This window comes from Hymenobacter sp. HD11105 (assembly GCF_054051685.1).
Genome location: NZ_JBSWBR010000002.1, coordinates 1,007,145 through 1,019,082, shown reverse-complemented (window position 1 = coordinate 1,019,082; position 11,938 = coordinate 1,007,145). Strand labels below are relative to the sequence as shown.

The 11,938-nt window shown below is 52.3% G+C and carries 10 protein-coding genes; 3 read left to right on the top strand and 7 right to left on the bottom strand.

All coding sequences use genetic code 11. The annotated features are described in order from the left end of the window. Positions 1-99 precede the first annotated feature (99 nt). The gene (locus ACW9KT_RS10430; protein ID WP_457080044.1) at positions 100-1,092 is read right to left on the bottom strand and encodes a GDP-mannose 4,6-dehydratase; all 993 of its coding nucleotides are present in this window, start codon (positions 1,090-1,092) and stop codon (positions 100-102) included. Positions 1,093-1,233: 141 nt separating this feature from the next. Here ACW9KT_RS10430 and ACW9KT_RS10425 point away from each other — a divergent pair, with 141 nt between their 5' ends. Continuing rightward, positions 1,234-2,142, top strand: coding sequence for a glycerophosphodiester phosphodiesterase (locus ACW9KT_RS10425; protein ID WP_457080042.1), 909 nt, complete (start codon positions 1,234-1,236; stop codon positions 2,140-2,142). Between the two features lie 402 nt (positions 2,143-2,544). Here the strand turns inward: ACW9KT_RS10425 and ACW9KT_RS10420 are convergent, their stop codons facing one another. From ACW9KT_RS10420 to ACW9KT_RS10395, 6 genes are all read right to left on the bottom strand, one after another. Then, complete coding sequence (locus ACW9KT_RS10420) at positions 2,545-3,579, bottom strand: hypothetical protein (protein ID WP_457080040.1); 1,035 nt, start codon at positions 3,577-3,579, stop codon at positions 2,545-2,547. Between the two features lie 1,031 nt (positions 3,580-4,610). Continuing rightward, positions 4,611-5,753, bottom strand: a complete 1,143-nt coding sequence (locus ACW9KT_RS10415) for a tetratricopeptide repeat protein (RefSeq protein WP_457080038.1) — start codon at positions 5,751-5,753, stop codon at positions 4,611-4,613. A gap of 179 nt (positions 5,754-5,932) precedes the next feature. Continuing rightward, positions 5,933-8,491, bottom strand: a complete 2,559-nt coding sequence (gene gyrA / locus ACW9KT_RS10410; RefSeq protein WP_457080036.1) for a DNA gyrase subunit A — start codon at positions 8,489-8,491, stop codon at positions 5,933-5,935. A gap of 116 nt (positions 8,492-8,607) precedes the next feature. Next, entirely contained in the window at positions 8,608-8,853 is a 246-nt protein-coding gene (locus tag ACW9KT_RS10405; protein WP_457080034.1) for a hypothetical protein, read from the bottom strand. A gap of 73 nt (positions 8,854-8,926) precedes the next feature. Next, positions 8,927-9,607, bottom strand: coding sequence for an HD domain-containing protein (locus ACW9KT_RS10400; protein WP_457080032.1), 681 nt, complete (start codon positions 9,605-9,607; stop codon positions 8,927-8,929). 130 nt (positions 9,608-9,737) lie between these two features. Then, positions 9,738-10,490, bottom strand: a complete 753-nt coding sequence (locus ACW9KT_RS10395; RefSeq protein WP_457080030.1) for a glycosyltransferase family 2 protein — start codon at positions 10,488-10,490, stop codon at positions 9,738-9,740. Positions 10,491-10,614: 124 nt separating this feature from the next. Here ACW9KT_RS10395 and ACW9KT_RS10390 point away from each other — a divergent pair, with 124 nt between their 5' ends. Then, positions 10,615-10,914, top strand: a complete 300-nt coding sequence (locus ACW9KT_RS10390; protein WP_457080028.1) for a hypothetical protein — start codon at positions 10,615-10,617, stop codon at positions 10,912-10,914. Positions 10,915-10,988: 74 nt separating this feature from the next. Continuing rightward, positions 10,989-11,864, top strand: a complete 876-nt coding sequence (locus ACW9KT_RS10385) for a DUF1571 domain-containing protein (RefSeq protein ID WP_457080026.1) — start codon at positions 10,989-10,991, stop codon at positions 11,862-11,864. The last annotated feature ends 74 nt before the right edge of the window (positions 11,865-11,938 follow it).

Genomic DNA, 11,938 nt, shown 5'->3' with positions numbered 1-11,938 from the left:
CCATCTTATACAAATCCCCGTTTTTACAACACAAAACGAAGCACTACCCTGAGCAATCAGTACAAATTACATGCTCGCCAACCTAATAGCGTCGTAGCGTCAAGGCGTACGAATAGCCTTATTTGTTGCGCCCGCCTGCTCCCAGATAACAAACTGCAGCAAACCTTCTGCTAACGAGGTGTGGGGGGCATATCCTAGTAGGGAATGAGCTTTGCCAATGTCGGCGTAGGTAATGTCTACGTCGCCGGCCTGCATGGGCTGAAAGACGAGTTGGGGGGCAATTCCTAGGGCCTGACCCACCGCTTGAATCAATTCTAGTAGCGGTACGGGTCGGCTATTGCCCAGATTAACGGTGGTATAACCAGTAGGCTGAGTTAGCAGATACTGCACACCCCGCGCAATGCCATCTACGGTATCCAGCACAAACGTATAGTCGCGGGCCGTAGTGCCGTCGCCAAATACGGGAATAGGCTGGCCGGCCCGCAGTAAGCGCACAAACTTATGAATAGCCAGATCAGGGCGCTGCCGGGGGCCGTACACGGTGAAGAACCGCGCATTCAGCACGCTCAGTCCATACAAATGATGATACGTAAAGGTTAGCTGTTCGCCGGCGAGTTTGGAGGCCGCATAAGGCGAGATGCAGGCCTGCATTAATGATAAGTCTTCGTGAAAGGGGCGCTGGGGGGAGTTGCCGTACACGGAAGATGAGGAGGCAAAAAATAGCTTGCTAATCCCTTGCTGCCGCACCCACTCCAGTAGGTGGGTGGTACCTAACACATTGTTTTCCAAATAAGCCGCGGGCTCGCGCACTGACGGCCCCACGCCTGCCTTGGCGGCCAGATGTACTACTACGTCTATTACTTCAGTGCCAAGAGCTTGGGTGAGGGCAGCCGTACCGGCGCGTAAGTCAGCTTCGTGAAAGCGAAACCGCGCATGATTCACAATCCCCTCCATATTGGCCTGCTTCAGAGCGCGGTTGTAGAAAGGATCAAAGTTATCGAGGCCCACCACATGGTAGCCGTCGGCCAATAGCCTTTCGCAAAGATGAGAACCAATAAAACCCGCGCAACCCGTAACCAGAACCGAAGGCATATGCAAATGAGGAGGAAAGCAGAGAGTAAGCCAAATCTGGGTAGGAGGACCCTACAGACGGGCAAAGCGGGGCAAAGGTAGAATGAATTATGCAGTTGAGCTGTAGCCGGGAAGCCAGCAGAATCTACGAACTTGCGGCCTATGCGGCTATCAAAACGAACGCAACAACTAGGAGTGGGAGTGGGGCTCTTCGCCGCAATGCTGGGTGCCGGGTGGCTTATCTGGGATGCGAATGCCACAATCGCCGGTCCCATCCGCAACCGCCATGGGGGGCAAATTCAAGTTATTGGGCACGCCGGTTCCGGCTTTTTCACTCCCCTGAACCCCTTTAATCCGCTGCCTCCGAGTAGTTTGGCCGGCGTAAAGAAAGCCTTAGCCCAGGGAGCCGACGGCGTGGAAATCGATGTGCAGCTTAGTCAGGATAGTATTCCTATGCTCTACCACGATCCCACGCTTAACTCTATGACCACCGGTAAGGGCTGCATTAGTGAGCACTCCGCTGCTACTCTCCAACAGTTGCCGTATCAGGGTGGGTGGGGCTATGATTTATTTCAGGACGAGCGAATTGCGACGCTGGAAACGCTATTACAGCAGGCTGCAAGCTATCCTACCTATCCCTATCTGCACCTCGATTTGCACGAGCATGACGTCTGTGGACGGGAATACACCCGCTCGCCGGCCCTAGTGCGGGCCCTGGCTAGGCTGCTGCAGCGCTATGTCGTTCCTAATGACCGCTTACTTATCCTGACCACTTATCAACCCACGCTCCGCCAGTTGCGGCAAGCGCTGCCGAATGTGCCTCTTGGATTGGAAGTAACAGAAGATTTCGAAGCGGGCTTAGTGGCCGCTAGGGAGTTGGGCGTGCAAGCCGTCGTGATGCCCAAGCGCCTCGCCACCTCCGAGAATGTGAGCACAGTTCAAGCCGCCGGCTTCGACGTGGTGTTGTTTGGTGGACGCTCCGCCGGTTCCATCCGGCGCTTAGTGTCTGCGCACCCCGATGCTATTGAAGTAGATAACGTGCCCCAACTCCTGCGTACCCTCCAGCGCTAGCAGGCAGGAGGTGCAAGTGTTGAGGCACGTTATCTAAGTCAACCTACAGCTTGGCAGCCGAGTCGGGTAGGGTTGGGGCGGTGGGGGGCATTTCGGAGCGGGGCGTCATGCGCTCACTCTCTAAAAGCTTTTCCAAGCTATCATTTTCTAGTTTGAGTCTATCGTTCTCAAGCTGTAAAGCCTGGGTGCTGTCGGCTGGGGTTATAGAAGTTGACTGTTGAGGTTGGCAAGCGACCGAAAGCGCGCAGGTGAGCAGCAAAAGCAATATTTGAGGAATTCGGTAAGTCATGAAGAGCTGGAATGTGTCAGAATAAGACAATTATCTGACTTAACATAATATGAAAACAGAGGTGAAATTGAATTTTTCTTGTCACTGCCAATAGGGCAGGGAAAGCTCGCAACTTAGCCAGCTAGTTGGCGTCGAATCTTTTCAAGGAGGATGCGCACAATCTCTACGTCGTCCAGATCCTCAATATGGAAGTGAGTATCCATACCAGGCCCAGTAATGTGTATAGAGAATGTGTTAGGACTGTTATTAAGTGCAGCCCTAAGAGGTTGAGTAACTACAGGCTCATTCGTAAAGCTTGACGCAGCCCCGGATGTAGATGCGCTCCGCGTACTGGTTTCTGGAAGTGTCGCTGCTTTAGGCTGTTCTTGTACCGGCGGAGGTGTGTTTGCTGATTGTCTGGAGGACGTTTGTTCGTCGTCGTCCTCATCCAAATCCACCGTGTCTAGTCCAAACAGCGCCGACACAGCATCTTTAAGGGGAGCATTAGGCACAAAACCGTTGCCAGATTTAAAACTATCAGGCGAAGCTTGTGGCCGCATCTCTACAGACTTTGCTGGGGCTGTAGGATCACCAGCTCCGGCTGGCTCAGTAGATACCGCAGCACCCCCTCGAAATAAGTTGAGAGGCATCTCAGTGCTAGCCAACTCCCGACGAGGCGGTTGTTGAGCAGCTAACAAATCAATATCCGCCACCACGTTGCGTTCATCTAGTACGCCCACCATACGCGCACCTTCTACGAAAGCCTTCGCAACATTCTGCGCATTAATCTCTTCTACACCGAATTCGCGGATGAGCATTACATCTAGCATATGCACTGGCAACTCCCGGCTGCGAAACTTCCGGCAGATTTGTGTAAACAGTGGAGGATGAAGAAACGCCTCTCTATGGAAGACCTTTTCTTCCTGCTTATCATAGGCGTGCTTGATACGCCGAAAGAGATTAGTTGTGGTTAGTAACTCGCGCTTACTAGTAATAAGGCCAAACTTAACACCTGAGCCTATTATTGCTTTGAATGAGCCACTTACTTTCCTATTAAGCTTACGAGCGCAAGTCTCAATGGCACACTTGCCACCAGTGTCGTCTACCACTTCAGCTACTTCCCAGGCACTAGCGTAACTAGTACGAGGATAATCAATGGTTTTAGGCATAAGAGTAGGTTAGTATCAACGGTACAAGTATAAGGACATAAAGTATATAAAAGCAGTGTATAGTATAAAATAGTATTACTATAATTTACTTTTTTATGCTTTTATATACTTTTATAATAACATCATATCGCATAAAACTAGGCATGAAACCCAGTATAGTAATACCATTTAAATTTAAATACTAATCTAACATTAGGGCGGCTGGGGCGGGGGATAGGCTATAGGGGTATTTAAGCCTCCTGAGAAGCTCCAAGAACGCAGTATTCACTGTTGGTGCGAATATCTTCGTCAGATTGCTGCATAGCCTACGACCTCATTAGAATAAGATTAAGAGCAAGCACACGCGAACATCCATTGTTTTGTAGCTCAGATCGGAGTGGAGCAGTTCGTGGAGTAAGTCAAGAATTGCCTGTTGCTATCTATACGCTTATTAGTAGATCGCTTATTAGTAGATCATTTTAATTATCCAAGATACCCTGTGCCACTTCGAATACTGGAGTGACCTTGTGACTTTTCTGATCCTAGTTCGATTTCTTTATCTCACTGGATTAGGCACCACACCATGTTGGCCTAGTCACGCAATTACAACTATAAAACTACCTCAGACGCGTTAACCATTAATCACGCTCGGATAAAGAGCTTTTACTCGAGTACCGTTGTAATCAATTTAACAGGCCAAAAATATTTGATGGATTTGGCTCCAGATTATGTCAACTGTCATGTAGAGCATTGACGGACCGATTCAATCTTACTAGAAAGATGATTGCAGTTGTACAGAACTTTTTCACTCGTTAGTATAGGTTTGCGATTTAAGCAGTTCTTACAGGTGTCTCACTCACTACTAGTGATTCTAATTAACCGTGTTCATAGGTATAGAAGCACAATTTCTATTATGCAGATGACGCTAATTCATTTGTCTTATAATTTATATTATGTTAAGTAGAGCTTTCAAAAATCAGCCCGAGCCAATCTAAGCGACCCGGGCTGTTCTAGAATCATACTCCCCCATTACTGGCTGGAGCTGCAGTTACTTACTTCTTAAGCGTCTCAAGCTTAGCGTTCATCTTCTCTGCATCGGCATTGCGACCTAAGCGAACATATACCTTTTGCAAGGAAGATATAGTGGCCCGATCATCCGGCTGCAGTTGCAAAGCCTTCTCGAAGTGTGGCAACGCTTGTTCGAAATACTTTTTGCCATCGGCTTCCAGCTTCTTGCCAGACTTCTGGTAAGTAGCCATGTCCATCTTGCTAGCCTTGGTGAAGTTTTCGGCAGCTTTGTTATAATTATAAACGCCCATGTTAAACTGAGCGTCAAAGTTGTCCGGGTTTACTTCAACTGCTTTCTTGTAGGCCGCCAACGCTTGCTCAGGCTGCTTGTTCGAATCAAGGATTGATCCTTTCACCGCATACAAGTTTGAATTGGTTGGGTCGGCGGCAATAGCGCGATCAATTTTGTCAAGTGCTTCCTTGCCCCGGCCAGCAGTCAGGTACATGTTCAACTCTTCCAACATGAAGGCTTTGTTGTTGGGGTATGCTTGCAGTGCCTGCTGTACCACTTTCATGGCTTCAGCATCATTTTTTTCCTCGCGAGCAATCTGCAACAAGCGGCCGTACATCTGGGGCGACTTATAGTTCATGGCCATCAGCTTGCTGTACGTGTCCTTAGCCGTTGCGAAGTCCTGCTTGGCTTCGGCGGCGTAGGCTGCATACAGATAAGCCGTCGTGTCCTGGGGCCGAATCTGCTGGGCCATCTGATACGACTTGATAGCCTCGTCGAAGTTCTTGCCGTTGTAATTTTCTACTCCGGCATTAAGTGCTAATCCGTACAGGTTGTCCATTTTGGCCGTAGCCTGCTTGCCGAACTCCCCGTCCTTACCATCGAGTTCAATAGCTTTCTGATAAGATTCAAAGGCAGTTTTTGCACCCTCGCCAGCGGCTAAGGCTTTGCCATAAATAGGGCTAGCAGCCATGCCGTCGTAAATTTCCCCACGAGTAAACCAGGTTTTAGCCTTGGTCGAGGTCTTTGGGTTTTGAATGGCCTTGTCGATTTCTGTACGAGCCTTGTCAAGGGTACCCTGACGTTGGAACAGAATCGCATTCGTTACAGCCGAGTTCTGAGCTGAGGCAGTATGTAGGGTAACTGCTGCAGCTAGGGTCAGAAGAAGCTTCTTCATAGGGTTGAAACTGAAGAATTAGGGTGAAAGAAAGGAATTGATGGCGAAACGTGTAAAGTTGAGCCTTGGTTCAGCGTAATGCGCTGCGAGTAAGATTGAAGCAGCAAAAATGGCTGAAAAAAGACAGTAACGATAGATAAAATTCTATCCCCACTGCTTCTTTCAGCCATTTGCTGTACTTAGTTATCGCTAAGCTGCTCAGGATCAGTGAGGGTACTCAAGTCTGAAGGAGTGTCCAATGAGATGGGTTGCCCCTCCCCGTTTACATCTTCTCCATTTAGCAGTTCATCCTCCTTTTCCTCCGCTGCAACTTTTGCTACGGAAGAAATCTCATCTCCAGCACTGATTTTAAGCAATCGTACGCCTTGCGTAGCGCGACCAATGATGCGCAGATCAGCCACTCGCAGACGAATAATAATGCCCGACTTATTGATGATCATCAAGTCATCGGTATCATTTACATCCTTAATGGCAACCAGAGCACCGGTTTTGTCGGTCACCTTCATGGCCTGCACACCTTTGCCGCCGCGGTTCGTAATGCGGTACTCCTCTAGCTCCGAACGCTTGCCATACCCATTTTCGGATACCACCAGCAGTTCCTGCGTCGGATCCGACACGCACACCATACCCACAACCCGGTCATTTTCGTTAGCCAGCGTGATACCGCGCACCCCGGCGGCGTTGCGGCCCATGGAGCGCACTTTGCCTTCGGGAAAGCGTACGGCCCGACCTGAGCGCAGCGCCACTACTATCTCGCTGCTGCCTGTAGTGAGCTGCACGTCCAATAACCGGTCGCCTTCGTTGATGGTGATGGCATTGATACCAGCCGTGCGAGGACGCGAATAAGCTTCCAGCGGCGTCTTCTTTACCGTGCCTTGCTCGGTGCAGAACATTAAGAAGGTATTTTCCAGGTAATCTGGGTCGCGCAGACCACGCACGTTCAGTACGGAGCGCACCGAATCTTCGCGCGGAATCTCGATCAGGTTCTGGATTGGGCGACCTTTAGCGTTCTTCCCTCCTTCTGGTACTTCGTATACTTTCAGCCAGAACACGCGCCCCAGCTCCGTGAAGAACAAGAGGTATTCATGGGTAGTAGCAACGAACAGGTTAGAAGTAAAGTCGTCCTGCTTAGAGGACGCGCCGCGGGAGCCAACTCCTCCCCGACCTTGTGCCCGGTACTCGTCAAGAGCGGTGCGCTTGATATAGCCTTCGTTGGAGATAGTGATTACCATACTCTCGTCGGCAATCATGTCTTCCATGCTGAAGTCGCCACCAGCGTACTCAATCGTGGTGCGGCGCTTGTCGCCGTAACGCTCCCGAATGTCAAGCAGTTCGTCTTTGATGATTTGCCGCTGAAGCTCGTCAGATGCTAGTACCGCCTTCAGGTGGTCGATCAGCTTCATTAGCTCATCGTATTCCTGCACAATCTTGTCGCGCTCCAGGCCAGTGAGGCGCTGCAAACGCATGTCTAGAATGGCGCGGGCTTGAATCTCACTGAGCTTAAAGCGCTCGATAAGCTGACCACGAGCCACTTCGCCGTCGCGGGAGCCACGAATCAGGGCAATAACCTCGTCTAGATGATCCAGCGCAATGAGCAAGCCTTCCAGAATGTGAGCGCGCTTCTGGGCCTCGGCCAGCTCGTAGCGCGTGCGGCGCACAACTACGTCGGCGCGGTGCTCGACGAAGTAGTGAATCAATTCCTTCAGGTTCAGCGTCATCGGGCGGCCTTTTACCAGGCACACGTTGTTAACGCCAAAGCTGCTTTGTAGCTGGGTGTAGCGGTACAGGTTATTGAGTACCACGTTGGGCATTGCGTCGCGCTTCAGATCGTAGACGATGCGCAAACCGTCACGGTCCGACTCATCGCGCAAATCCGAAATGCCTTCGATGCGCTTCTCATTGATCAAAGCGGCCGTTTTCTCAATCATCGACGCCTTGTTCACCATATAGGGAATCTCGGTGATGATGATCTGCTCTTTGCCACTAGGCAAGGTTTCGAAGTGCGCCTTGGCCCGCATCACCACCCGGCCGCGGCCGGTTTCGAATGCCTGCTTTACTCCCTCATAGCCGTAAATAATGCCCCCCGTCGGAAAGTCCGGCGCCGTGACGTGCTCCATGAGCTCGGCGATGGTAATCTCGGAGTTCTCGAGGTAGGCAATGATGCCGCTCACTACTTCCGTCAGGTTGTGAGGAGCCATATTGGTGGCCATACCTACTGCAATACCCGTCGTGCCGTTAACCAGCAGGTTAGGGAACTTAGCGGGCATAACCGACGGCTCTTCAAGGGAGTCGTCAAAGTTGGGCTGAAAGTCAACCGTTTCTTTGTCCAGATCACCTAGCAGCTCATCGGACAGGCGCTTGAGGCGAGCTTCGGTATAACGCATCGCGGCCGGCGAGTCGCCGTCGATGCTACCGAAGTTACCCTGGCCGTCTACCAGTGGGTAGCGCAGGCTCCACTCCTGGGCCATGCGCACCATAGTATCATATACTGAGGAGTCGCCGTGTGGGTGATACTTACCCAGCACTTCGCCCACGATACGGGCACTCTTCTTGTAGGATTTATTGTAGGATACGCCCAGTTCGCTCATGCCGTAGAGCACGCGCCGGTGCACGGGTTTCAGACCGTCGCGCACATCTGGCAAAGCCCGAGACACAATAACCGACATCGAGTAGTCGATGTAGGCGCCGCGCATCTCATCTTCAATGTTAATCGGAATGATCTTTTCGCCTTCCGCCATAAAGAAATCTAAGTAAGCCTAAAAAAGCCCCCTGGGGGGCAATTTCGGCACCAGTGAATGTGTACTTTGTGAAGCCCGCAAGATACGAAAAAAGGGCCGTTTTGCCTAATTCCGGCCTATTTTAACGACTTGCTCTTGTCGGCCTTGCGGCGCTTACTGTTGCCCTCGTTGTGTACCTTGATTTTCTCGCCAATAGCGGGGTTTTGCTTCTTGAAAAGTGGTTGACCCCGGTACTTGGCGCCGTCGTGGAAATGCACCTTGCGCGTGTGGCACGACACAATGGGACAGGTACGGCACGAGGCCACCGCAATTAGGAGAAAAACGGCTACACAGAACCGCAGGAAAAGGAAACGTAGATTCATGCCTTAAAAGTAGCGCTCGGAAACGAGTTATTGCTTACTAGGCAGCTAAACTCAACAATAGCAGGCTCCTTCCTTAACCAATATCCTCCCCTTCCCATTCCCGCAGAAACTGAGTCAGAAACTCCTCCATAAACTGGTGCCGCCGCTGAGCCACCGCCCGGGCCGCGGGCGTATGCAGGCGCTCCTGCAGATGCAGCAGCTTCTCGTAGAAATGATTGATGGTGGGCGCCGTGTTTTGCTTGTAGCTCTCAAACGAATCATGCGCGATGGGCGGCACGGTGGGGTCGTGGAGGGAACGGCCTTTGTGGCCACCATAGGCAAAAGCGCGTGCCACGCCGATAGCACCTATAGCATCGAGGCGGTCGGCATCCTGCACTAGTTCTCCTTCCGGCGTACTCATGGGCGTGGGCACGCCTACTCCTTTAAAGGAAATCTCGCGGATAATGGCCTCTACGCGCTCAATTATACTTTCTTCAACCTCCAGACTAGTAAGCCACTGCCGCGCGGCGCGGGGGCCAGCCTCCTCGTCGCCGGCGTGAAACTTCCAGTCGGCTACGTCGTGGAGCAAAGCACCTAGTTCAGTTACAAACGGATCGGCGGTGGGCGTCTGGGCCGCTAGGGCTTTGCTGGTGCGCCATACACGTTCGATGTGAGCCCAATCATGGCCCGAGCCCTCGTGCAAAAATTTTTCGCGGATGAAGTCGACAGTCGACGAGATTACCGCCGCATTGTCCAAATGGATACTATTTTTCAAGGTGTAGATTCAAGGTACAACAAGTAGTTACCCGGCAAACAAACCGGTACTATAGTGCCCGCTGCTCCGCTGGATAGGTGAGCAAAGTACGGCATTCAGCGCCAGTTTTTACGAGGACTCTCCTACCCTGCTACCCCGGCTCCGACACGCCAGCCGCCCGCAGCTGGGGAGCATATTTGGCGTAAATAGCCCGCAAATCCTGCCCATGCTTTTCACCATCTACCCCGATGCTCACGTTGCTGGCGTGAAACCGGTGCAGATGGTTGATGTGGGGCGAAATTACCGGCAGGTGGCCGGCCAGCAGAAAGCGGACATACAAATCCAGGTCTTCGGCCATGGGCAAGTCTTCATCGTAGCCCCCCACCTTATCGAAAAGACTGCGGCTATAGCAGACGTTGCCCTGAATGAAATGCTCAGCCCGAAAAATGGCCCCTAGCATATCTTCTACCGAATCGAAGCGCCAGGCGTAGTAATCCTCGTTGGGCAGGTAACGGCCTTCTTGGTCAACGCGCAAAAAATCGGCTACAAACCAGGGAGCCTCGGGGTGGCGCTGCACGAGGTCGGCATAGTGATAGAGCGTGCGCTGAAGCAAGATGTCGTCGTCGTCGAGGGGCACGAGCCAGGCGTCGGGCGCGGTTTCGTGAATCAGGCGGTTGCGCGCGGCGCCGGGCCGCACCTGTTTGGGATGAGTCCAGGTGCGCAAGTTCGGCGTATCGGCGGCTTGGCGCAGCCACTCGGCGGAGCCGTCGCTGGAGCCGTTGTCATAAATAAGATGGTCGAAGGAAAAGTCGAGCGGAGCGCTGACGGTGGCGCGCACGCTGGCTACCGCTTCGGGCAGATACGGGAGGCGGTTATGGCTGGGCGTAATAACGGAAAAGTGCATGGCCTCTATTCTTGAATCCGGACTAAAAAGTTGCTTGCCCCGGCCTAAAATCTCAACTTTCCACCGGCGGCCGGCGTTCAGGCAGCAAGTAGACACGTCCTCACCGATCCTGCCAATCCCTTGTATGCCCAAATTCGTTGTTAGCTTGCGGCTGCCTCCCTTATTCACCCAGGAGTTTATGGCTCTAATTCCTTCGCATTGGGCCTTTATTCAGCAACTCATCGAGGATCATGTGATTGAAACTTACGCCATCAGCGCCGACCGGACTCGGGGCTGGGTGACGATAAACGGCGAAGACGCGGCCGCGGTGCAAGCCGTGGTCGAACAGTTTCCGCTCTACGACTTTATAACGGAGGTAGAAATTGACGAACTGTTTATTTTTGATTCCGCTAAAACACGCTTTCCTCGCCTCAGCCTCAACTAGGCCAAGCGCTGTACTGGCGCCGCCCCGGTTTGTGTTCCATTCTGCCCCTTAATAGTAGCTGCTAGTTTCACCATATGCTCCGTTTTTGCCGGCTTTTGGCGCCCGTCGCCTGCCTGACAGCTATTTGCACTGCCTCCATCCCCAGCGCCGAGCCTGCCACCTTGGAGCCTGCCGACAAAATCACCACCGAGCAGCTTGTCACGCGCCTGCGCCAATCCATTGACAACCTCAAAACCTTGCGTTGCCGGGTGCAGGCCCAAGAGCGCCTGGGCACCAAATACACCCAGGCCAACTCCATTCTCAAGCTCGGCTATGCGCCCCTACGCGTGTATTTGCGCAATAAAGCGGGTGTGGAGGTTCTTTGGGTAACTGGTCAGAATGATGGGGATGCCTGGGTGTACCCCAATAGCTTTCCCTACGTAACGCTTAGCCTCGACCCCAATGGTACGCTCATGCGCCGCAACCAGCACCATAGCGTGCTCGATGCTGGATTTGGAGCTATTGCCGACGTATTGCGCGGCTCCGCCAACCGGCCCGACCATACCTTCGAGCGCTCCTTCCGCTACGTGGGCGACACCCTGATTCAGGGCCGCCCCTGCCACCAGCTCCGCTCCGACTATCCACAGTTCCGGTACGTAAGCTATACGGCCAGCAAAGGCGAAACCGTAGCGAAAGTAGCCGACAAATTTGGTTGCGGCGAATACCGGGTCATGGAGCGCAACAGCCTGGCGGCAAATGCGACCATCACGCCGGGGCGCGTATTGCAGGTACCAAATGGCTACGGGCGCCGCACCATTATCTGTGTGGACCAGAAGCTGTTTCTGCCGCTGATAATCCACGTGGAAGATGATAAAGGGCTATTTGAAAAATTTGAGTTTCTAGACTTAATAGCCAATCAGCCTATTCCCGCCATTGAGTTCACCAAGGATTTTAAGGACTACAACCTATAAGAAGCCCCGGCGCTGACACTAGGCAAATCTTATTACACAATAAAGCCCCCCAGCTATTTACTGGGGGGCTTTAT

Excerpts from the sequence above, each read along its gene's own strand:
- ACW9KT_RS10430 (WP_457080044.1), bottom strand. The coding sequence starts at position 1,092 with ATGCCTTCGGTTCTGGTTACGGGTTGCGCGGGTTTTATTGGTTCTCAT.
- ACW9KT_RS10425 (WP_457080042.1), top strand. The coding sequence starts at position 1,234 with ATGCGGCTATCAAAACGAACGCAACAACTAGGAGTGGGAGTGGGGCTC.
- ACW9KT_RS10420 (WP_457080040.1), bottom strand. The coding sequence starts at position 3,579 with ATGCCTAAAACCATTGATTATCCTCGTACTAGTTACGCTAGTGCCTGG.
- ACW9KT_RS10415 (WP_457080038.1), bottom strand. The coding sequence starts at position 5,753 with ATGAAGAAGCTTCTTCTGACCCTAGCTGCAGCAGTTACCCTACATACT.
- gyrA (WP_457080036.1), bottom strand. The coding sequence starts at position 8,491 with ATGGCGGAAGGCGAAAAGATCATTCCGATTAACATTGAAGATGAGATG.
- ACW9KT_RS10405 (WP_457080034.1), bottom strand. The coding sequence starts at position 8,853 with ATGAATCTACGTTTCCTTTTCCTGCGGTTCTGTGTAGCCGTTTTTCTC.
- ACW9KT_RS10395 (WP_457080030.1), bottom strand. The coding sequence starts at position 10,490 with ATGCACTTTTCCGTTATTACGCCCAGCCATAACCGCCTCCCGTATCTG.
- ACW9KT_RS10390 (WP_457080028.1), top strand. The coding sequence starts at position 10,615 with ATGCCCAAATTCGTTGTTAGCTTGCGGCTGCCTCCCTTATTCACCCAG.
- ACW9KT_RS10385 (WP_457080026.1), top strand. The coding sequence starts at position 10,989 with ATGCTCCGTTTTTGCCGGCTTTTGGCGCCCGTCGCCTGCCTGACAGCT.